Genomic DNA, 23072 nt, shown 5'->3' with positions numbered 1-23072 from the left:
AAAGTCTAAAAAGATTATATTCAAAGATTGCTGAAAGATCTCCAAACAAGTTCGCCACGAAGGCTTCAACAAAAAAACTTTCTGCCTAATGGTTGTTATCCCACTGTCACTTTGCTTCATGGCAGGAATGGATAATAAATAATAGTTATTTGCATCAATCGACTAACTAGCTCACTAGTTGATTGATGCTTACCTTTCATAAATAAAGCAGTGACCTATCATAGCATTTCGTATAATACTATTCATGCCTAGTTTGTTGGAGAATCAAAGATGTTGTTAGTCTTTCATTTTCTAGTGGTTCACGGGAAGCAATGAATATAGCCCGCTGTAAGCGAGACTTAGGATTTTTTTGAATAGTCCAGTCTAGTGGAAATTCGTCATGGCATGGCTGAGTTGTCGGAAGATAAACGTATTCAAAAAGACTTTGTAATTCCCTAAATAACCATGCCCTTGTTGGTCTGCAACCAGTTCCAGAATTAGCCTGCGTTGGGTCTAACTGTTTCTCTCCCGTGAGGTTTATTTCGTCGGTTTCACCAAATGAGACACATGTCTCTAGAAATAGCATCTTTTTTGTATTCTGACTAAGGTACTCTAAAGCTTTTTTAGGTGAATTTAAATGATACAGAAGACCATAACAATGAATCACATCAAATGGAGAACTCTCAATATTAGAAGGAGATTCCATATCAAGAAAATGAACGCGATACCATGGATAGCGTTTTCTTAAATAGTAAAGATTTTCATCGCGTACTTCTGTGATAGTTACACTGCAACCTCTATCAATATAGTAATGTGAATGATCGCCTATACCAGCACCAACTTCTAGTACTGACATTCCTGCAACTGGAATTCTTAAACTCGCCAAGTGTTCAAGTCGTCGTGCATTATGGTGAAGGTAATGATTTGCATGGAATTCGGTAACAGGATCATAGCCAATATTTACCCCCAGTCTCCTGACAACATTTTTTGTATTTGCCTTGACTTTGCCGAGCAAGATCTTTTTTTCTGTAGTAGGGTCATAACCAATGCCGAGTCCCAATTTCTTGATAATGACATTTTTTACCTTTGCCTTGACTTTGCCAAACACGATCATTTTCTCCGTTTTGCTTGAACCTAACTACATTAGGACTTATACAAAATGCTTTGTTTTATGCCAATAGCAATTAATTAATTGCCGCCATGTCCCATTATTTTGCGTAAATCTTAAATATAATATATTATCCTGTAAGTTAAAGTATAAATACCTTTACAGAATTGCCAAGGATGGGCAAAAATGAGGTTTTAATGATGAGACCAAAAGAGAAAGTACGACCAATATGATTTTCCAATAAGAGTAGAATCTACCGCGTCAGCTAAATCTTTCGGATCTGAATCCAAGACACCAAAACGATCCGTCAGCGAGTTTTAACTCGCCTTAGTCGTGAGATCTTTGCATATACTCCTTGTTTTTGGCTCAATCGTCATTCCCTCAATCTTTTACAGTTTGAAGTCGGATTTTCTGAGTTGCACATCACTCTATCTTATTCTTTTTAAATATCCATCTGGTGCAACTGTAATCAACAACTTGTGTTCAATACTTTTGTCGATCTCAAACTCTGGATGAGACTTGAGGTATTCCCAAACTGCTGTTTTAGGATTGTTGCCTACTCCCCAAGGGCGATCGCTAAACATATCATCAGGTAAATCTTCGATCGCAGTGTCAAACACAACACAATAACTACCAACTGAGACTAATGGTGCATATGCTTCTAACTCTGCAAGTACATGATCATGAGTGTGGTTACTGTCTAAAAAAATCAAGATTTTTTGTTTTCCTGTTGCTTTTGCTTTGACTTGTCCAATAATTTCAGGAGCAATACTAGATCCTTGAATCATCGAAATGCGTTTAAACATTGGATGTCCTTCTATCGCCTCACGGTTGTGAGCACGAATATCAATATCTAATCCTAATACCTCAGCATCCTGTGAACCTCCACAGATGGCGATCAGCTCTAACATTGATGCAGAAAAAATTAACGATCCACCATGGGCAATGCCTGTTTCTATGATTAAGTCAGGTTGAATTGACCATATCAGTTCCTGAATAGCAATCATATCTTGCGGATACTGAATGATAGGTCTTCCTAGCCATGAAAAATTATAGGAATACTTTAGGGGGACTGAAGTTTTCAGAAAAGCATCGGCTGCATTATACAACTCAACATTATTGGAGATTTCGATTGCTGTAGAAGAATAATTCATAAGAATAATCTATAGATATATTTTATTTTTGTTTGCAGTAGGTTTTACTTAACGTGTATTAACCGTTTGTAATAGTACCTTTACAATCTCTTCAACTTGACGCACGCAGTCATTCACTTTTTCCATCTTGTTCATCAAACCAAATTGTTGGATCTTTTGCTGATATTCTGGTTTCATGATTCTTTTATATAGATTACCATTTTTGATTGATAAACAACTATGACTATACTTAATATGATTACTAGCTATATTTTCCAAATACTGTAGGACAACCTTAATGTGATAAGGCGTTTTCGGAATAACTATTTCATCCTCCAAACTACCCCAGCTGTGTTCTATAGCAACTCTTGGTTGATCATGCGTATCTGAAGACAAATTAGAGTATTTATGATAAAAATCGCAACTTAGATTATGTACATTTTCTTCATATCCAGACATCCTCAAAGCAGACTCAATAACCTGTAACGATATCGGATCAATCCAATCAAAATTCGTATGTGCGGTAGAATTCCAAAATTTCTGATAGTCTAGCAAAAGGGACTGGTTAGCACTATTATCAATAAATTTTCGACTCCAAGTATCTATACTATCAGCCATTTGAAAATAGATATTTTCACTATATATTTTTCGTAGATCTGCGGCATTTTCTTCAATAGAATTAACCAGTTCTTGGTTGAATTTTACAAATCCCAAATCCTCAACAAATCTAAAGCTATCAGAATTATTAAAGTGGGTGTTATCTTTATCAGAACTATGTATGAATTTTTTAATAGACTTTATCTCTTTTTCTTTCTGCAATAAGAAGCTTGCCCTTTCAATATTTATAAAAGCAGAATTTTGGTTTCCGTAATTTGAAAGGAATAGATTGTTAACTATCCAAAACTTGCAGGCTTCTATGCAATCCCATGTCATACGGCTACTAATCATAGATAGCCATGAATAAACATCTGCATTCCAGTTAATTACTTTTACTTTGTCTAAGAAATCAGGTTTATCAGAATCAGATAAAACAAAATTTGCTCCCCAAAATCCAAAATAGCTAAAACCCTCAGTATTAATATCCATGCAATCAAAAAAGGTTTGGCAATAATGGATAATACAGTTTAGGGTATCTTTATCTTTACCTAAACTATCGACAAACATTTTCTTGTGAAGCGATAAATTATATTTTTGCTTAATTTGTAAACTCATGTGCTTGGTCAACCCAGACCAGCATCTGCCATCTTTGGTATACTGATGCCTGTTTAAACTCATAAATATTTCTTCATGAGTAAAATCATTATAGTCATGATAGCGGTATAAACACGAATTGAATTGAATAAAATTTTGCCCAGGTAGAAATAGAACTTCAGGGAACTTAGCTATTTCGGATGCTAAAACTTCAACTCCAGTTAAACCAATGGTATTTATTACTAGTAGCTTTTTCATTCCAATTTACTTCTCTATAAAATACAATAGTGGTTGTAGGGATCAATAGTAAACTTTTCTATTTTAAGATTACGCAAACCTAAGACTTCATCGACAGCTAATGTCTCACCTGGAAAAGATTGCGTGTTGCCATTAAAAACTATAATTGAACCTTTTGGCATACGAGGCAAAAATGTTTCAAGAGCCACTTTAGTCGGGGTATATATGCCTAGATCCATATACAGCAGGCTAACAACTAAATGAGGATTGTTTTTTAAATATTCAGGAGCCGTCTTAATTATATCTCCCTTCACTAGTTCAATTTTAGGAATATGAGACAGAGGTCTATTGGAGTCAAAAAGTTCAATTGCTAGTTGCAACTCTTCGAGCGATGATCCAGCTAATCCGCCAGCCGACAAATGGGAAGAAGTTCCTGTTGATAGGTCTTTTTCATCAATTGACTCAAATCCTCCAAATGTATCAAATCCAATAATCTTTCTGGTGTGATTTACTGGCTCAAGTATTGTCGACAGCTGGGCATAGGTAAAAAGCCCTGCCCCATTGAGAACACCACATTCAATAACTGACCCATTAACATGTAGGATTTTACGAAAAATTTCTTGTCTAACTAGAAATCTCGCAAGAGCCATTCTGGAGACAAATTTAGTAAAGGCATCGATCTTATCAATTGTTGATCCTGAAGAAGCTAGAAAAACCTTTTCAGTTAGATCCATTTGAGTTAAATCTTTATTTGACTGATACTTAGGTTCCCGAAACATTAATAATACTCTCCAACTATTTTTATGTTCAACAGCAGTGTCAGTTTAGTGCTTGAGGATGTTCTATTCTCGCAAAAAAAGGCTTCAGAATACATTGTTACCCTCACTGTGTGTGGGGTTATTCATTGCCTATAGGACACAGTAAGATATGTAAGGATCAATGGTAAACCTTTCTATTTTAAGATTACGCAGACCTAAGACTTCATCGACAGCTAATGTCTCACCTGGAAAAGATTGTGTATTTAGTTCGTCAAAAACTATAATTGCCCCCTTTGGCATACGAGGTAAAAATGTTTCAAGAGCCACTTTAGTCGGTGAATATATATCTAGATCCAGATATAGTAGACTAACAACTAAATGAGGATTGTTTTTTAAATATTCAGGAGCCGTCTTAATTATATCTCCCTTCACTAGTTCAATTTTAGGGATATGAGACAGAGGTCTATTGGAGTCAAAAAGTTCAATTGCTAGTTGCAACTCTTCGAGCGATGATCCAGCTAATCCGCCAGCCGACAAATGGGAAGAAGTTCCTGTTGATAGGTCTTTTTCATTAATTGACTCAAATCCTCCAAATGTATCAAATCCAATAATCTTTCTGGTGTGATTTACTGGTTCAAATATTGCTGATAAATGGGCATAGGTAAAAAGCCCTGCCCCATTGAGAACACCACATTCAATTATCGAGCCGTTAACAGTCAGGATTTTGTGAAAGATCTCTTGCCTAACTAAAAATTTTGCAAGCGTCCTTCGGGAGACAAATTTAGTGAAAGCATCGATTTTATCAATCGTTGATCCTGAAGAAGCCAGAAAAACCTTTTCAGTTAAATCCATTTGAGCCAAATCTTTGTCTGACTGATATTTTGGTTCACGAAACATTGATAATCCTGTGCATTCACTAACTACAACTATTTGGAAGGGAATCGACTTCTTCAATTAAAACATTGTCTGAATTCACACTAAAGTCGAACCCGAAAGTACTAAACTTTACACAAACTTTTTGTAAAGATTTTTTAATATGTATAAGATAAAGTCTTGATCCGATATCAGCATATCATGATAACTAGGTAAATTAATTGACCTTTCTGGCACATTCTGAGCCCACTTGTTTTGGCTTTGAGTTTGGAACATCGGCAAGCTAGATAAAGGATGAAAGAATACCCTTGCATCTATATTTTTAGATTGTAAAGATGTTTGCAATTCCTCACGAGTAATTCCTATTTCTTTGTCAAAAACAATAGTAGGCATCCAAGCACCGTTTATTGTTCCTTCTGGTTCAGGATTTATAGATACCCCCTTCAAAAACTGTAAATTTTCCCGATAGTATTTTAAAATTTCACGCTTACGGTTGATTAATTCATCAATTCGTTCCATTTGAGCGCAACCGATCGCTGCTTGAATGTTAGACATTTTATACTTAAAGCCAACCATATCTGCCCAAAATTGTTTGGTTTGCCCTCTAGCACGCCCATGATTGGAAAGTGTTAGCACAGTTTCATAGAGGTCAGCATCATTGGTAACAAACATCCCCCCTTCACCAGTAGTCAGTGTTTTAGTCCCATGAAAAGAAAAACTACCAAACTTACCCATGCTGCCAGCCCGTTTACCCTGATATACTGAGCCGATTGCTTCAGCTGCATCCTCAATAATTGGGATACCATATTTTTTCCCAATAGCTAGCAAACGATCCATCTCACATAAGTTGCCGTATAAATGAACTGCAATAATTGCCTTGGTTCTTGGAGTAATAGCCGCCTCTGCTAAGTCAGGATCAATACACCAACTATCGGGCAAGATATCCACAAATACTGGCTTAGCCCCTAAATGAACTATAGGAGCAGCCGTTGCGATCCAGTTAGTATCAGCCATGATCACTTCGTCGTCTTCTCCAATACCTAAGGCTGCCATGCCCATATGCAAAGCACCTGTACAGCTTGAAGTAGCGATCGCATATTGAACATCTAAATGGGCTTTAAACGCTTCTTCAAAAAGATTTATGTATTCGTAACAGCGATCGCCCCAGCCGTTGCATGCAGCATCATTAGCATACTCAACTTCTAGCTCAGTAATTGATGGTTTAGTGTAATAAATGCGAGTTTTTGTCATATTTAATTAGTTAATCTCTAAATGCAGGACAAAAAACCTGAATATTTATCTATATCTCAGTATAGAAACCCAAAAACTTTCTTTATTGAGGGATTTAGGCTAATTTAACGTTCTATTTTTAATTTCTTGTCCAGTACTTAGGTTCGCCTCACATTTTTATCTTAATAGTTTCCCTTCAAAATCAACCCCTGTCCAGTAGGAAGAGAGATTGGAATTGGAATTCCCATCTCCAAGCAGGCTTTATCAATGGCATTTTTCTGATATGTGTGTCCAGTGTATCCATAATCATCTAGAAGAACCACACCTCCTATCAACATTAAAGGATAAAATTGTTTGAGAGAAGCAACCTCTGGGATAGAGTTGTTCATATCAATGTGAAGGAATGAGATGCGATCATTTTGCATTATTCTTTCTATAACGTCATCACTCAAAGTATTGGGTATTGATCCTTGGATTATAGTTGCTTTATTATTCTTTCCAGCAGTTGCCTCTATGTTATTTCTAACGATTTCTGCATTACCATTGTAAACTGATTTATAAGCTTCTTTTTTTTGCGAGATCGACATTCCCCAAGATTCTTCTTCTAGTGGATCGACAATGCTAGGATCAATTCCGCTAAAGGTATCGAAAAGCGTGAAGCTAGGAATGTCCGAGTACTTTTTTCCTAAGTATCGTAAAATTGAGATCGTCATCCATCCCTCTCCAACTCCGCATTCCACAAAATTTGGAGATAGAGAAAAAGAATATTCAGCCAACTTGATACCAATGTAATTACGCCAATACCAATAATAATCCTTTCCTATTAGTCTCATTGTATGATTGTATGCATCAAGAAATGCCTCGTCATTCATAAACGAAGAGTCATGAAACGAAGTTAGACCATCCGAAGAAAAGCTTGGCTTTGGAGTCTGTGCCTCTGGAGTTTGCGCTTCTGGAGTTTGTGCCTCTGGAGTCTGTGTCTCTGGAGTCTGTGCCTCTACAGGCTTTCTCATGACTATCAAGCCGAATTGACCAAATAGTGTTTTTACGAATATTTTAATTAATGATTTCAGATTTTGGGTAATAGCTTTCATAAAAAATTTGTTACAGGACAAAAAGTTGTGAAGAAGATTGCAAATGCGTTGCGTTACGAAGTGCTGAACGTGACTATAGATGACTACATCAAATATAAAAAGCCTGTGAAAGAGGTTAACATATTTTGCGAAGTAGCGGACTCCTGTTCGCTACTGGACGGCTAAAGTGAGATCGACCGACGTATTTGTGTCTTTTTTGGTCGTCATGAAATGGATGTTTCTTCAGCACCCATCCCTCATTAACTGTTCGGTGACATTTGTTCTCCTGATGTACTTATGGTCTCAAATAAAGGATACTGCTGATCTTTGATAGAAACAATTAAATCATTTCTTAAGAGCCAATCAACAGCTAATGTCGGATCATTCCATCTAATCCCTTTTGCTGATTCTGGATGATAAAAATCAGACATTTGATAAAACACCTCGGTGTTATTTTCTAAGGTTTGAAACCCATGTGCAAAACCTTCAGGAATATATAAAGCTTTACGATTTTCAGCACTTAGTTCTATAGATAGCCATGACTTAAAAGTAGAAGAATCGGGACGAATATCAATGATTACATCATAGATTGAACCCCTAGTACATCTAACTAATTTTGCTTCCTCGTGAGGTTTTGCTTGATAGTGCATTCCCCGTAGAGTTCCTTTATTAGTATTAAAAGAAATATTACACTGCACTAGGTTAGGGTTTAACCCGCGATCGCTAAATTCCTGCTGACACCAAGATCGTGCAAAAAAACCGCGATTATCAGAGATTGGTTCGATTTCGATCACATAAGCTCCTTTGAGCTTAGTTTCTATAAACTTCATCCCAACACCTCTACCTCTGGAATTGGCACGATAAACTTGCCACCCCACTCACGAATATAGGATAGTTGTGAGCAAATCTCATCCTTGAGGTTCCAAGGCAATATGAGTACATAATCGGGTTTTGTCTCTGTAATCTTGTTAGGAGAGTAGATCGGAATATGCGTTCCTGGCAAGAATAATCCTTGTTTGTAAGGACTGCGATCGCATGTGTATTCAAGTAAATCTGTACGAATACCACAATAATTCAGCAGAGTATTGCCCTTAGCTGGAGCGCCATAACCAACAATAGTTTTACCATTGTTTTTGAGTTCAATTAGAAAGCTGAGTAACTTGCGTTTAGTGGACATTACTTGATTACTAAACTGAAGATAAGTATCAACTTTGTCTAATCCAGCTTGATGCTCTTTTTGTTTTATTAATCTAACGCGATCGCTAACTATAAATTTTTGATTGTGTTCATGCATACCGTATATACGCAATGAGCCACCATGAGTAGATAGTTCTTCAACATCAAACAAAGTTAAACCATGACAAGCAAATATTTTTTCTACAGTGGTAAAAGACAAATAGGAAAAATGTTCATGGTAAATAGTATCAAACTGATTTTGGTTAATTAATTGCCATAAATGAGGAAACTCCATGGTTAGGACTCCCTCAGGCTTCAAAATGATTTTCATTCCTGCCACAAAATCATTAATGTCAGGAACATGAGCTAAGACATTATTGCCTAGCAATAAATCAGAGGATTTTCCAAGATCAAATAATTCTTGTGCAGTTTGTACCCCAAAAAATTTAACCAGCGTAGGGATACCTTTAGACTCAGCAACCTGAGAGACATTGGCGGCTGGTTCGATTCCCAAAACAGGAATGTTTTGTTCTTTGAAAAACTGTAAAAGATAACCATCGTTACTAGCTATTTCAATGACTAGACTAGATTTATTAAGGCTAAATCTGTCAATCATCAAATCGGTGTACTTTTTAGCATGATTCAACCAGCTATCTGAATAGGAAGAAAAATAAGCATAATCACTAAAAATATGATCAGGAGATTCAAATTCTTCTAGCTGTACTAGTAGACATTGTTCACAGACATAGGTATGAAGAGGGTAAAACTTCTCTGCTTGGTTTAGCTGATCTAATTTTAAATAGGAGTTAGATAAAGGCGACATACCTAAATCAACAAATGTATGTTGTAAACTAGCTTTGCAAAATCGACATTTTCCTTGGGTCATAACTATTTAATATTTTTTGAAATTTGGATTTCCTTAAAATTATTTAAGGCTAAATTGATTAATTTGATGAGCAGTAATATCTCTCATATTTGCTCCAGACTGCAAAGACTTTGTCCACTCAATAACCCAAGCTAAGGCAGTTTTTACATCTAACTTTGGTTGCCATTTTAATTGACTACGTGCTTTAGAGCAATCTAGCCTCAAATAGTTAGCCTCATGGGGCTGTAATGAAGTTTCTTGAACCCAATCTGCTTCTTTACCCCACAGATTTGCCATCTGCTCAACAATCCAGCCAACGGTCTGAGCATCAGATTCATTCGGTCCAAAATTCCAAGCACCTCCGTAACTTACGCCATCATTATATAGATGCTCTGCTAAGGTAAGGTAGCCAGATAAAGGTTCAAGCACATGTTGCCAAGGACGTACTGCATGGGGATAGCGGATAACTACTTTCTGTCCAGTCTGCCAAGCTTTGAGAATATCAGGAATCAAGCGATCGCTTGCCCAATCACCACCACCAATGACATTACCTGCGCGAGCTGTGGCAATACCAACTCCATGTTGTAAGTAGTCTTGAGGATGGAAGAAAGAATTACGATAAGCCGATGTTACCAACTCAGAGCAGCCTTTACTGTTACTGTAAGGGTCATAACCTCCTAGAGCCTCATGCTCTCGATATCCCCAAACCCATTCTCGATTTTCATAACATTTGTCTGAAGTTACGTTAACTAGGGCTTTTACCCCTCCTACTTGGCGCACTGCTTCCAGCACATTTACTGTACCCATAACATTAACAGCATAGGTTTCAGCAGGATTTTTGTAAGATTCACGTACTAAGGCTTGGGCTGCCATATGAATTACAATTTCAGGCTGATATTTTGTTAATGTTTTGACAAGATGATCTAAATCTCGAATATCACCAACTATCGAAGTCATGCGATCGCTTACTTGAGCTAAATCAAATAAACAAGGCTGTGTATGAGGTTGCAAACTATAGCCAACCACCTTAGCTCCTAAAATTTGTAGCCAAACTGATAGCCAACTACCTTTAAAGCCAGTGTGACCCGTCACTAAAACTTTTTTATCTTGCCAAAACTCTAAATTCATCACCATACTTTCCAAGGAGCGCTAGCATTTTCCCACAAGCTTTCCAAATAATTTTTATCTCTAAGAGTATCCATTGCTTGCCAAAAACCATAGTGATTAAAAGCAGATAATTCCTGTTTATGGGCAATCATTGGTAAAGTCTCTGACTCCCAACTGGTCTGATCGCCTTCTAATAAATCAAATACTTCTGGTTCCAAAACAAAATAACCTCCATTAATCCATCCACCATCCCCTTGAGGTTTCTCTTGAAAATTTAAGACCAAGCCTTGCTCTATATTGATATTTCCATAGCGTCCAGGGGGCTGAACTGCTGTAACCGTAGCTAGGAGTTTCTGTTTATGATGAAAAGAAATTAATTCTTTGATGTTGACATTACTTACCCCGTCACCATAGGTAAAACAGAAAGTTTCACTACCTACATAGTTTTTAACTCTTTGCAGCCTCCCACCCGTTTGAGTGGTTTCACCTGTATCTACTAAAGTCACACGCCAAGGTTCTGCTTTTTTTTGATGCACTTCCATTTGATTGGACTGCATGTCAAAAGTAATATCAGACATGTGTAAAAAATAATTAGCGAAATATTCCTTAATTACATAACCTTTATAGCCACAACAAATGATGAAATCATTGATTTCATAGGCTGAATAAGTTTTCATAATGTGCCATAAAATCGGTTTGCCACCAATCTCCACCATTGGCTTTGGTTTGAGGTGGGTTTCTTCACTTAACCGAGTCCCTAAACCACCAGCTAAAATTACGGCTTTCATTTAGATTTTTACCAATTTTTTGCTAATTACAAACTCTGCACTGCTTCCATTTGTTGGTCTAACATATGGCATTTCATTGCTAACAGCAAGAAGTCTGACTAAAAACTATGGATGAGAATACCATTCACAGAGTCCTCCTTTCTACATAATCTCAAGCTGAGAGTCATCGCCCACAAGAAATCTTAGAGCCTGTGGACGCTTAGGGGAAACTTTCATAGACACTCTTTGTCCGATCACACTATCGACGATGCGTTGATGGATACCTGTGATTTTGGTATCACTAAGGATAACGCTATGTTCAATATCGGTTTCGATGATCGTAACGCGATCGCTAATACTGGTATAGGGCCCAATGTAAGCATTTTCAAGATGGCAATTTTCGCCAATAATGACTGGTCCGCGAATTTTGCAACTAATAACTTGAGAGCCGATACCAATCGCTACGCGCCCACTAATACTACTGTCACTATCGATCTCTCCCAGATTCTGAGATTTTAATCTGGCATCAAGAACAATTTGATTAGCGGCAAGAATATCATCTTTTTTGCCTGTATCTAACCACCAGCCCTCTAGCTCGGATGCTGATACATTTTTGTGAGTATCAATTAGTTGTTGGATCGCATCAGTAATTTCTAGCTCACCTCTAGCCGATGGGGAGATTTGGGCGATCGCCTGATGAATTGTCTTTTTAAAGAAGTACACCCCAACTAAAGCCAAATTTGATTCAGGCTGTTTAGGTTTTTCGACTAATTTGATCACTTTGCCCTCAGCATCAACTGTTGCCACGCCAAAAGCACTAGGATCAGCGACTTGGCGTAATAAAATCAAAGCATCTAGCTGTTTTTGGTTAAAACTGGTCAAAAAAGTATCTAACTGCGATTCGATCAGGTTGTCACCAAGGAACATGATGAAGGAGTCTTCACCAAGAAATGACTGGGCAATCTTGACAGCATGGGCTAAGCCTGCGGGTTGATCTTGCAGAATATAGGTAATATTTGCACTGAAGTGATCGCCATTACCTGTTTTGCTTTTGACTTCATCGCCAGTTTCGGGACTGATGACAATACCGATATCGGTAATACCTGCGGCGACAATACTTTCAATGCAATACCAAAGAATTGGTTTATTGGCGACGGGTACTAGTTGTTTTGCCCCTGTATAGGTAAGAGGGCGCAACCTTGTGCCTTTGCCACCAGAGAGAATTAGAGCTTTCATAGTTTTGAATAATAGAGCCTAGTGAGGATTTGAGTAATCCATAAATCATTTTAAAAGAGGCGCGAAGCGCCTCTTTTAAAATGATTTATGTTTTTTTATCTAGCTTGAATATAGGCTGCAAGTGCTTCTTGCCAAGGGCGCATCTGAAAATTAGTAATTTTGGGCAACTGATCACTAATTAATGCTGAGTTCATCGGTCTGGTTGCTTTAGTAGGAAAATCCAAAGCAGGAATAGCTTCAACGGGATACTGGATACTAGCAAGACTAAGCGCTGCACTAGCAAATTCATGCCATGAACAACTCCCTGAATTAGCACCATGAATCAGCCCTGTTGCACCTTCTTGTAAAAGTACATCTAGCAATCTAGCTGCATCATAGGTATAGGTAGGCGACATAAATATGTCATTAACTACCTTGATTGGATCGCCAGCTTTGGCTTTTTTAATCATTGTTTCGACGAAATTACCACCCTTACCGCTTGCCCCAGCTTTACCGAAAACACTGGAGATTCGCACAATTAGCGATCGCGCAGTGGTTTGTTGGACTAGATATTCTCCTGTGAGCTTTGATGTACCGTAAATATTAATGGGGTTAGGAATGTCGGACTCAGTGTAAGGAGATTGGCGATCGCCACGAAACACATAATCCGTACTGATGTAAACACAGAGAGCGCCAATATCACGACAGGTTCGAGCCACATTTAACGCACCGATCGCATTGACATTAAAGGCTGTGTCCACTTCTTGCTCACAGTCATCGACACGCACATAGGCGGCACTATTGATCACCACATCAAATTTCTGGCGGGTTAAGACTTGATCAACAATGTCAGCCTGTCTAATGTCAATGTCAGATCGTGTTAGAGCCGTCAGTTGATAGCGATCGCACTGCGAAAAGTGACTATTAATATCTGAGCCTAACTGTCCATTTGCTCCAATCAGAGCCACTTTGAGAGGTTGACTCATCGGGCATACCACTGGTTGTAATGCTCTTGGAATACTTTCTTATCCTTGACTGCTTGCCACCAGTCTGAGTTTTGTTTGTACCAAGCCACGGTTTGAGCCATGCCACGCTGAAAGTCCCATTGACGCTGCCAGCCTAATGCTTCAGTTGCACTAGGATCGACAGAATAGCGGTAGTCATGTCCAGGGCGATCGCTGACAGATTGCATTAAGGATTCGGGGCGATTGAGCAACCCTAAAATAGTTTTAGCAACCTCGATACCGTTAATTTCCATTCGCGCACCAAGATTATAGGCTTTACCCCTTGTACCTGCGTGCAGCACTGTGTCAATGCCTGAGCAATGATCTTCGACATAGAGATAATCACGGACAGCCGAACCATCACCATAAATAGGCAAGGATTTTGACTCTAGGGCATTGGTGATGAAGAGAGGAATAATTTTTTCAGGATATTGATATAGCCCGTAAGTATTCGAGCCACGGGTAATCACCACCTCTAAACCATAGCTAATGCCATAGGAGAAGACTAGATGCTCGGCTCCTGCTTTAGATGCAGCATAGGGACTACGCGGTGACAGGGTATCTGACTCTAGGGAATGGCGATCGCTACCGACGAGATCTCCATAAACTTCATCGGTAGAAACATGGAGAAAGCGTTTGATTTGATATTTTCTTGCCGCTTCCAATAATAGTAATGTACCTTCGATATTGGTGCGGATGAAGGGGAGTGGATCTCTCAGACTGCGATCAACATGGCTTTCGGCAGCAAAATTGAGAATTGCGTCAACTCCATTAACGGCTTTGTCCACATCTTCAGGATTGGCAATATCGCCTTGAATGAAAGTAATGCGATCGCTGACATCCTTAAGATTATCTAAATTACCCGCATAGGTGAGCTTATCTAAAACCACAATCTCCCATGTGGGGTGATGCTCGAGTGCATAATGCACATAATTAGAGCCAATAAATCCTGCTCCACCCGTAACAAGTATTTTTTGAAATTTTTCGACTGGACTCATGCAAATAACTCCGCTTCTTTTAATAATTTACCAACAGCATCTTTAGCAGACACAATTGGTTGTCCTTTGAGTTGCCATGTGATCGCTAACTCAGGATCATTCCACAATAAACAGCGCTCTTCACTGGGAGCGTAGTAATCCGTCGTTTTATAGGCTACTTCGGCAACATCAGACAATACAGTAAAGCCGTGAGCAAATCCTACAGGAATCCATAGCTGCTGATAGTTTTCCGCACTAAGAATATAACTTACCGATTTACCAAATGTTGGTGAACCTTGTCGCAAATCTACGGCAACATCTTGAATTATTCCTAATAAAACCCTCACCAATTTGCCTTGAGGCTTACCAATTTGGTAATGCAATCCCCGTAACACATTTTTTTGCGATCGCGAATGATTGTCTTGGACAAAGGTGAGATCTAAACCTGTTTTTTCGACAAAAATTTGATGGTTGTATGACTCATAAAAAAAACCTCGCTCATCACCAAATACCCTAGGTGTAATTAGTAAAACATCAGGAATTGCTGTGATTTCAACTTTCATGCAAATACTGCGTAACATTAACCCAAAAATTATGTCTTAAAATCACCAATTTAAAATTACCAATTGACTGCACTAAGCCCCACGTCACTTACACTTAATATAGCAACGCAAGAGATAGCTAATCAAAACCCAAAAGATGAGTGGCGGCGCGAAGCGCTGCCACTCATCTTTTGGGTTTTATATCCTAAGCAAAACTTACATTGCTATACCAAAACATAAAATGGCTAACCATTTTACGTTTTGAAAACTATTACTGCGTTTAGTTTTTAATCCATAAAAGTGTCGGCACACTTTTATGGATTGGTATTACAGCACTTTACACTCAAGATCAAACCAAGAGCATTTTTGAAAGCTTTGCAAAGCAAAGCTTTCAAAAATGCTCTTGAGGTTCGCTTCATCGGGAATTGCTGTAGAGTTATAATCCTTTTTGCGATCGCTTAGGAGAAACACTGTGTCAGAAATGTTGTGGTCAGTGGTTGTACCCACTTATAACCGACTACCAATTTTGCAAAAATGTCTAGCAGCGTTGGAAAAACAGACCATAACCCAACCTTACGAAATTCTGGTGATAGATGATGGATCAACCGATGGTACGGTAGAGTTTTTGAGAGCTAATAGTGATCAATATCCACACTTGCGCCTATTAACCCAAGACCATGCCGCTGCCGCCACAGCCCGCAATTATGGCATTGACTCAGCCAAAGGTAAATACATTGCCTTTGTCGATAGCGATATCACGGTCAATCCTGAATATCTCCAAGCCCATACCGAAACCCTAGCTCAAGGCGAAAAAGTCTATAGTTATGGCAGGATCATCGACACTAGCAATTTGGAAGCACCTGATTCTGAGCCTGTCTCCGCAGTGCCATATTTTACTGCTGCTATTTTTGATACTTGTAATTTAGCGATCGCCCGTAAATGGCTGTTAGAAGCAGGAAAATTTGATACGGGCTTTTTCCAATATGGTTGGGAAGATTTTGAGCTAGGAATGCGCGTTAAAAAATTAGGTCTAAAACGATTGACCTGTGCAGGGGCGATCGCTTTCCATTACCACGCTAAATTCTCCATTGATAAAATGCCTCGATTGCTTGATTTAGAAGAACAACGCGGTCGAATGAGCATTATTTTTTATCAAAAGCATCCAACATGGGAAGTCAAGTTAATGATTCAAAAAACTTGGCTACATCTGGCTCTATGGTGGATTCTCACCCTTGGTGGTACGCTTAATGATCGCACGCTTAAGCCTCTGTTAACATGGCTATGCGATCAAGGTAAATCAGAAATTGCGATGGAGATTTTTCGGATTTATATGAACTGGTACACCGTGATTTGGATGTATCGCAATTGGGATAAAGAAAGTAAGTTACTCTTCAATAACTGAGAATTGGCGGCGCAAAGCGCTGCCAATTCTCAGTTATTAGTTGAATGGAAATGATTATAAATATGCTGAGCTAACTTCTTGCCGATACCATCGGTTTCAGCAATCTGTTCGACCGTTGCCTGACGAATATAATCAACGGAATGGAATTTCTCCAGCAGAATCTTTTGGCGATGATGTCCTAAACCTGAAATTTGATCGAGGTGCGATCGCTGCATTCTTTGACTGCGTTTCTTACGATGGAATGTAATCGCGAAACGGTGGGCTTCATCACGCAACCGCCGCAGCACCTGTACTCCTGCTCGTTCTGGATCGCCACTCACCAGAGGCTCTGACTGTTCAGGCAAAAAGATTTCCTCGCGTTTTTTGGCAAGGCTAATCACTGTTAGGCGATCTCGCAAACCCAACTTATCAATAATCTTCATCACCGATGAAAGTTGACCCTTGCCCCCATCGATCATGACGACATCGGGGAAATCACCATCACTCTTGCTCCCCTCTCCCTCAATGGGAGAGAAGTTGTGGGTGAGGGCTTCCATTTCAAACGTTACATACTTCCGAAACCTTCTAGCAATTACTTCTGCGAGGCTGGCAAAGTCATCGGAATGTCCAGTTTGAATATCAGGATTGCGGATTTTGTAATGACGATAATGTTGCTTAGCGGGAATGCCATCAATAAATACAACTTGGCTTGCCACGGCATCGGAGCCTTGAATATGCGAAATATCATAGCCTTCAATCCGATGTGGCAAGCTATCGAGATTAAGAATCTCTGCTAAGTCTTCTAATCCTTGCAAATTACGATCACTTTGCTTTTGAATTCTCGCTAACTCATACTGGGCATTACGTTCCACCATTTCGATTAGCTCTGCTTTGAGTTGACGCTGCGGTGTGGCGATCGCGACTTTTCGTCCCTTGCGATCGCTTAGCCATGCTTGCAAAATCTCTACTTCAGGAAGCTCCAATTGTGTGTGGACTTCGTTGGGAATTTCCACTGGATCGCAGTTTTGATAGTGAGCCTCTAAAGTACGCTGTAAAATTGCCTCTGGTGTATCACTCTGACTATCTGCCACAAAGGCTAATCGACCCACTAAACGCCCTGCCCTAATTTGAAATAGCTGAATACAGGTATGCTGCTCATCATGGGCAAGGGCGATCGCATCGCGAGAAACTGTATCATCTGGCAGAGAAACCTTTTGATTAGAGTTGAGGTTTTGCAAAACTTGGATGCGATCTCGTAGATCGGCAGCTTTCTCAAACTCCAAAGCTTCCGCCGCCGCTTCCATTTTCTCGGTAAAGGTTTCTACTAATTCACTAGATCGTCCCTGAAAAATCATCGCTACTTTTAACATTGTCTTGCGATAATCTTCTGGTGAAATGAGTTGCTGACATACCGCAGGACATAAGCCCATGTCATAGTTCAAGCAAGGGCGATCTTTAAACATCGGGATTGGTCTTTGTCGGAGTGGGAAAGCCCGTTTGATAATTCCTAAGGTTCGTTTGAGATTAAAGACATCGACATAGGGCCCGTAGTATTTATCCTTTGTGCCGCCCATCCTACGTTTGCGGGTAATAAAAATACGTGGATAGTCCTCTGACCAAGTAATACAAACGTAGGGATATTTCTTGTCGTCCTTGAGGAGAACGTTGTAATAGGGTTGATATTGCTTGATCAGGTTCGCTTCAAGGGCGAGGGCTTCGGCTTCAGAATCGGTAACGATGAATTCTATCTCATGCACCAACTGCACCATCATGGCGATGCGTGGCGATAAGTCTTGACTGCTGCGAAAGTACGATCGCACCCGATTGCGTAGAGCCTTCGATTTGCCGATATAAATTACGCCATCATGGCGATCGCGCATAAAGTAGACCCCTGCTTCTAGGGGGATTTCCTTTAATCTCGCCTGTAGTTTTTCAGGATTTTGTAGTAGCGGCTCAGTCATCATCCAATCATATCAAATCCTTATGATCTAGATACGCCCATCATCCAAGAATTAGTGGTGCGGCGCGAAGCGCCACTAATTCTTGGATGATGGGCGTATGTTTGGCGTTTTTTTTGAGACGAACACATCCAAATCTAAATACAGATGAGTTATTATTACGTTATTCGCTTTAGGTAATTAATTATGAAATGGGAAGAAGTTTGTGCGAATAAACAGCTACAAGATTTACCCTTCAAAATTGAATTAAATAAGTGGGGACAAATCATAATGAGTCCAGTAAAGATTAAACATTCTTTTCATCAAGGAAGAATTCAACGTTTATTAGAATCTTTATTAAGTAATGGGGAAGTAATGCCAGAATGTGCGATCGACACGACAGATGGGATTAAGGTTGCCGATGTTGTTTGGTGCTCGGAGGAAAGATTTGACAAAATTCAAGATGAAGTATCAGCTTCAATTGCACCAGAGATTTGTATAGAAGTTAAATCTATAGGCAATAGCTTGGGTGAAATGGAATTCAAAAAAAAGTTATATTTTGAAGCTCAAGCTCTTGAAGTATGGCTATGTAACGAACAAGGTCAAATAAGATTTTATAATGAACAAGGGGAGTTAGCTCAATCTTTGTTAGTCCCTAATTTCCCCAATCAGATTAAACGATAATTATTTTTTGGTTTTGGTAGTGATCTAGAGGTATAGCTGTAGCCATTCTTGTTAGGACATAAAACCCAAATAATGTGAGGCGGCGCTTCGCGCCGCCTCACATTATTTGGGTTTTGATTTGTCCTGATACAGGTGGCTATAGCTATAAGAATGGGCGGCGCGTAGCGCCGCCCATTCTTACCATTTGTTTTGATGAGAAATGTTTGAGGCAATCTCTTTGTGAATCGAAAGCGATGTTAGACGATCGCTTACTCATTGTCGGTTAAACTACTTAAAATATTCGATGTAATGAGTTTTTATAGTCAGACTCAATAACTTTTTATGGCTTCAGGCATATTATCGCTGCATAAATGGTTGAAACCAAAACGGCTAGCCATTTTTGAAGCTTGTTTGATTGGGGTATTGTCAGGCTTAGCCGCTGTACTGTTAAAACAGGGAATTGGTTTAATTGGTGGTTGGCGGATATATATTGCTAACGACTTACCCGCATGGTTTGCATTGCCGATCATTGGCTTGACTGGCGGATATCTTTCAGGATTTTTAATCGAACAATTTGCAAATGAAGCTTCAGGTAGCGGCATCCCCCAAGTGAAGGCAGCCCTGAGCTATGTGCCGATCGCTCTAAATTTGCGTGTTGCCATTGTTAAAATTGCCAGTACAATTTTGGCGCTCGGTTCAGGATTAGCACTCGGTCGTCAGGGGCCAACCGTACAGATTGGAGCCGCGATCGCAGGACAGGTGAGCCAATGGATTCCCACTTCTCCCGAATATCAACGCCAACTGATCGCCGCAGGAGCCGCCGCAGGACTTGCCGCAGGATTTAATGCCCCGATCGCAGGTGTATTATTTGTAATTGAAGAATTGCTCCATGATGTTTCTAGCTTGACTTTAGGAACAGCCATCCTAGCTTCTTTTATTGGCGGAGTTGTTTCTTTGATGTTGTCAGGGCAGAGCCTTGCCTCAGTGATCCCTACAATTCAATTTTCCGCCCAAGAGATTCCTTTTTTACTATTGCTAGGGCTACTGGTTGGATGGTTTGCCGCATTCTTTAATCACAGTGTCCTTGCGGTTACGAAATGGAATCGGAGCTTTTTTAAAGTTGGATTAGCATGGCGAATTGCGATCGCAGGTTGTTTGTCTGGGGTGGCGATCGCCATGTTACCCAGTGACTTTCGCGACAGTACAGGATTACAGATGTTTCTTGCCATGGGGCAATCTGAATGGCAACTTACCGCAGGAGCTTTTGCAGTAAGGTTTATCCTTACCCTTATTGCTTGTAGTGCCGAGACTTCTGGGGGATTATTTGTACCTAGCTTGATCCTAGGCTCAGCTCTGGGATCTTTAGTGGGGAACTTAGAACATTCACTGTTGGGGACAGGAACTCTCGCGACCTATGCACTATCGGGAATGGGAGCTTTTTTTGGAGCGGTTGCAAAAGTTCCCATTACCGCTTTTGTGATTGTCTTTGAAATCACACGAGATTTTAATATTATTCTGCCATTGATGATTACCAGCGTAGTTGCTTATCTTTGTACAGAAAAATATGCCCCTGGTTCTTTGTACACACATTTATTGGAACTAAAAGGCATTCATCTTGAAGCAGAAGCCGTTACTGATGGATTATGGGATGGACTGAGAGCCGTTGATGTGATGCAGCGACAGGTCGAAACCCTAAACAGTGAAATGCTGATCGATGAGGCGATGCAGGCTTTTGCGCGATCGCGCCATCGCGGCTTTCCTGTAGTCTCCCATGAACATCTAGTTGGTATTATCACCCAAATGGATTTGGTGAAAGCCCAAGAAAGCAAGGTGTCGGGAGATATGACGATTAGCCAAATTATGACCCCTCAACCAATTACGGTCAGTCCTGAAGAGCGCCTTACTCAGGTTCTATATTTGCTTTCCTACTACAAACTTTCGCGATTACCTGTCATTGATCGCAATAAACTTATCGGCATTATCACCCGCAGCGATATTTTACGCGCTCAGGCAAAACGATTACGCGGAGTCAGTTCCCAAATATCTAAACCATCCTATCTTGTCTACCAACAACGCGGAACAGCTACGGGCAAAGGCAGACTATTACTACCTTTGAGCAATCCTCAAACTGCGATGTATTTGATTGAAATTGCTCTAGCGATCGCCGCAAAACACAACTATGAAATCGAATGTCTGCATATCATTTCCATCTCACCGCATCTTGCTCCCTCAACTACTACGGTTGATTTGAATTCTAGTTTGGAACTATTTCAACAGATTACCGATGCTGCCAAGATTAGGCAAATATCACTGCATACCCAAGTGCGTGTAGCCCATGATGCTGGTCAGACAATTTTAGAAGTAGCTAGCGATCGTAAGATTGATTTGTTATTAATCGGTTGGCATGGCAAATCAAAATCTCCCGATCGCATATTTGGTGACACCGTAGATACGGTGGTGAAGCAGGCAAATTGTGATGTGATGCTGGTCAAATTTAGCGATCGCCTTCAAAAGGTTAATCCATTTAATCAAGAATTTAAGAAGCCCAATATTTCCTTCAATCGTTGGCTAATTCCGATTTCTGGGGGGCCAAACACCGAGAATGCATTGCTACTGCTCCCAAGTTTGATGTCACTTTCCCCTTATCCAGAAGTTTGTCTCTGCCAAATCTTTTCCCCTACTGACGAAAAACATAAAACGAGTCACTTAGAAAAATATGCCAATTCTTTATATAAGTCGCTCCATTTTTCCGTTGGCACAATTCCTATATGTTCTAAATCGATTGCCGATGCAATTCTCGATCTAGCAAATCAAGAAAGAAGTGATGTAATTATGTTGGGGGCAAGTCGTGAAGGAATTTTACAGCACGTTATGCATGGGAATATTCCCGAAGCGATCGCTAAAAACAGTAACAGAACAATTATTATTTTCCGCAAAGCGATGTGATAGATAGCGGCACTATCAATACCCAATAAGTGAGTGGCGGCGCTTTGCGCCGCCACTCACTTATTGGGTATTGTCAAATTTTGATTTGTCAGTTATATTACATCTCAGGTTGAATAAACCTTTGGTTTCAAGCCAAATCACACTTGATAATAAACATTTAGACAACAGGAGGTGATGCCCATGCAATCAGATAGTAGTAACGGTAAACGTGTGGGTCTTCAGGTTTCCGAGCTGTGTGCTGGAGCTGTTCTGTAAGGTATTTAGTTAATTATCTCTAGTTCGCTAGCCTAAATTTACTAGTAAACCTGAGATCCTTCCAGCAGTTGACTGTGACCTAAAGATCCTAAAGTATTCCGAAACAAAAAGACCTAGCCAATGGCTAGGTCTTTTTGTTTTATATCTGATGTTACGGGGAACTCAGATGATGAATCTCTTGCTGCTAGCATGACAGGGCAACCACGGGGGGATTGCCCCTACCCCAATAATTTAGATTTTGTAGGGGCTGCGCCCCCGTGCCAGCCCTAGACTTATATCCTACATTCCGCTCGTAATGGAAGGGTAAAATAATTACCGAAAATCAAAATCATCGAAAATCAAAAAAGAGGAGGTAAATATTAATACAGAGATGAAAGTATCGAATCTAGACCATCTAGGGATCGTGGCAGGGATGATCGACGAGATGGGAATCGTGGAGGAAATAAACATGAGAATCGGGAGAAGCTCAAGAGAAAAAGTAAGCGCAGGGGTAATCGTCAAAGCCATGCTACTGAATGGATTAGGATTTGTATCAGCTCCCCTGTATATGTTTGGGAAATTCTTTGAAGGAAAACCAACCAAGCACTTACTGGGGGAAGGGATAACAGCCGAACAAATCAACGATGACCGTATCGGCAATGTACTGGATGATCTA

Annotated in this window: 21 protein-coding genes; 5 read left to right on the top strand and 16 right to left on the bottom strand. The window is 39.8% G+C overall.

Annotated features, from left to right (window positions below; translation table 11 throughout):
• Nucleotides 1-238: 238 nt before the first annotated feature.
• The 15 genes from B9G53_RS20425 to rfbC (B9G53_RS20355) form a co-directional block, all read right to left on the bottom strand.
• Complete coding sequence (locus B9G53_RS20425; protein WP_254923753.1) at nucleotides 239-1087, bottom strand: bifunctional 2-polyprenyl-6-hydroxyphenol methylase/3-demethylubiquinol 3-O-methyltransferase UbiG; 849 nt, start codon at nucleotides 1085-1087, stop codon at nucleotides 239-241.
• A gap of 428 nt (nucleotides 1088-1515) precedes the next feature.
• Nucleotides 1516-2241, bottom strand: a complete 726-nt coding sequence (locus B9G53_RS20420; RefSeq protein WP_094535312.1) for a cephalosporin hydroxylase family protein — start codon at nucleotides 2239-2241, stop codon at nucleotides 1516-1518.
• A gap of 48 nt (nucleotides 2242-2289) precedes the next feature.
• A complete protein-coding gene (locus B9G53_RS20415) occupies nucleotides 2290-3669 on the bottom strand; it encodes a hypothetical protein (protein ID WP_094535311.1) in 1380 nt (459 codons plus the stop codon).
• A 14-nt stretch (nucleotides 3670-3683) separates the two neighbouring features.
• Nucleotides 3684-4427 carry a TylF/MycF/NovP-related O-methyltransferase gene (locus B9G53_RS20410; RefSeq protein ID WP_094535310.1) on the bottom strand — a complete coding sequence of 248 codons (744 nt, stop codon included), beginning with the start codon at nucleotides 4425-4427 and terminating at the stop codon, nucleotides 3684-3686.
• A gap of 129 nt (nucleotides 4428-4556) precedes the next feature.
• Nucleotides 4557-5303 (bottom strand): TylF/MycF/NovP-related O-methyltransferase, encoded by a 747-nt coding sequence (locus B9G53_RS20405; RefSeq protein ID WP_094535309.1) that lies wholly within the window; start codon nucleotides 5301-5303, stop codon nucleotides 4557-4559.
• Nucleotides 5304-5411: 108 nt separating this feature from the next.
• Nucleotides 5412-6530, bottom strand: a complete 1119-nt coding sequence (locus tag B9G53_RS20400) for a DegT/DnrJ/EryC1/StrS family aminotransferase (RefSeq protein ID WP_094535308.1) — start codon at nucleotides 6528-6530, stop codon at nucleotides 5412-5414.
• A gap of 161 nt (nucleotides 6531-6691) precedes the next feature.
• A complete protein-coding gene (locus B9G53_RS20395; protein ID WP_094535307.1) occupies nucleotides 6692-7603 on the bottom strand; it encodes a class I SAM-dependent methyltransferase in 912 nt (303 codons plus the stop codon).
• Between the two features lie 239 nt (nucleotides 7604-7842).
• Nucleotides 7843-8412: a dTDP-4-dehydrorhamnose 3,5-epimerase gene (gene rfbC, locus B9G53_RS20390; RefSeq protein ID WP_094535306.1), complete on the bottom strand. Its 570-nt coding sequence runs from the start codon at nucleotides 8410-8412 to the stop codon at nucleotides 7843-7845.
• A complete protein-coding gene (locus tag B9G53_RS20385) occupies nucleotides 8409-9644 on the bottom strand; it encodes a class I SAM-dependent methyltransferase (RefSeq protein ID WP_094535305.1) in 1236 nt (411 codons plus the stop codon). The genes rfbC (B9G53_RS20390) and B9G53_RS20385 overlap by 4 nt, the downstream gene beginning before the upstream one ends.
• A gap of 39 nt (nucleotides 9645-9683) precedes the next feature.
• Complete coding sequence (rfbG, locus tag B9G53_RS20380) at nucleotides 9684-10751, bottom strand: CDP-glucose 4,6-dehydratase (RefSeq protein WP_094535304.1); 1068 nt, start codon at nucleotides 10749-10751, stop codon at nucleotides 9684-9686.
• Entirely contained in the window at nucleotides 10751-11518 is a 768-nt protein-coding gene (rfbF, locus tag B9G53_RS20375) for a glucose-1-phosphate cytidylyltransferase (RefSeq protein WP_094535303.1), read from the bottom strand. Before rfbF ends, rfbG begins: the two co-directional genes overlap by 1 nt.
• 141 nt (nucleotides 11519-11659) lie before the next feature.
• Nucleotides 11660-12733, bottom strand: a complete 1074-nt coding sequence (locus tag B9G53_RS20370) for a glucose-1-phosphate thymidylyltransferase (protein ID WP_094535302.1) — start codon at nucleotides 12731-12733, stop codon at nucleotides 11660-11662.
• Between the two features lie 95 nt (nucleotides 12734-12828).
• Entirely contained in the window at nucleotides 12829-13698 is an 870-nt protein-coding gene (gene rfbD / locus B9G53_RS20365) for a dTDP-4-dehydrorhamnose reductase (protein WP_094535301.1), read from the bottom strand.
• A complete protein-coding gene (gene rfbB / locus B9G53_RS20360) occupies nucleotides 13695-14714 on the bottom strand; it encodes a dTDP-glucose 4,6-dehydratase (RefSeq protein ID WP_094535300.1) in 1020 nt (339 codons plus the stop codon). Before rfbB ends, rfbD begins: the two co-directional genes overlap by 4 nt.
• Nucleotides 14711-15256, bottom strand: coding sequence for a dTDP-4-dehydrorhamnose 3,5-epimerase (gene rfbC, locus B9G53_RS20355; RefSeq protein ID WP_094535299.1), 546 nt, complete (start codon nucleotides 15254-15256; stop codon nucleotides 14711-14713). The genes rfbB and rfbC (B9G53_RS20355) overlap by 4 nt, the downstream gene beginning before the upstream one ends.
• Before the next feature lie 460 nt (nucleotides 15257-15716).
• Between rfbC (B9G53_RS20355) and B9G53_RS20350 the strand changes: the two genes are divergently transcribed.
• Nucleotides 15717-16637 (top strand): glycosyltransferase family 2 protein, encoded by a 921-nt coding sequence (locus tag B9G53_RS20350; protein WP_094535347.1) that lies wholly within the window; start codon nucleotides 15717-15719, stop codon nucleotides 16635-16637.
• Between the two features lie 29 nt (nucleotides 16638-16666).
• On the opposite strand, the gene uvrC is transcribed toward B9G53_RS20350, so the two are convergent.
• On the bottom strand, nucleotides 16667-18580 hold the full coding sequence (gene uvrC / locus B9G53_RS20345) for an excinuclease ABC subunit UvrC (protein ID WP_094535298.1): 1914 nt from the start codon (nucleotides 18578-18580) through the stop codon (nucleotides 16667-16669).
• Nucleotides 18581-18760: 180 nt separating this feature from the next.
• Between uvrC and B9G53_RS20340 the strand changes: the two genes are divergently transcribed.
• From B9G53_RS20340 to B9G53_RS20330, 4 genes are all read left to right on the top strand, one after another.
• On the top strand, nucleotides 18761-19237 hold the full coding sequence (locus B9G53_RS20340; RefSeq protein ID WP_094535297.1) for a Uma2 family endonuclease: 477 nt from the start codon (nucleotides 18761-18763) through the stop codon (nucleotides 19235-19237).
• A gap of 74 nt (nucleotides 19238-19311) precedes the next feature.
• Nucleotides 19312-19503, top strand: a complete 192-nt coding sequence (locus tag B9G53_RS26945) for a hypothetical protein (protein WP_141211839.1) — start codon at nucleotides 19312-19314, stop codon at nucleotides 19501-19503.
• A gap of 55 nt (nucleotides 19504-19558) precedes the next feature.
• Nucleotides 19559-22162 (top strand): chloride channel protein, encoded by a 2604-nt coding sequence (locus B9G53_RS20335; RefSeq protein ID WP_094535296.1) that lies wholly within the window; start codon nucleotides 19559-19561, stop codon nucleotides 22160-22162.
• 625 nt (nucleotides 22163-22787) lie between these two features.
• The coding region (locus tag B9G53_RS20330) for a DUF4277 domain-containing protein (RefSeq protein WP_141211838.1) at nucleotides 22788-23072 on the top strand (285 nt) is incomplete at its 3' end.

The organism is Pseudanabaena sp. SR411 (assembly GCF_002251945.1).
Taxonomy (GTDB): domain Bacteria; phylum Cyanobacteriota; class Cyanobacteriia; order Pseudanabaenales; family Pseudanabaenaceae; genus Pseudanabaena.
This window is presented reverse-complemented; position numbering and strand designations above follow the sequence as displayed.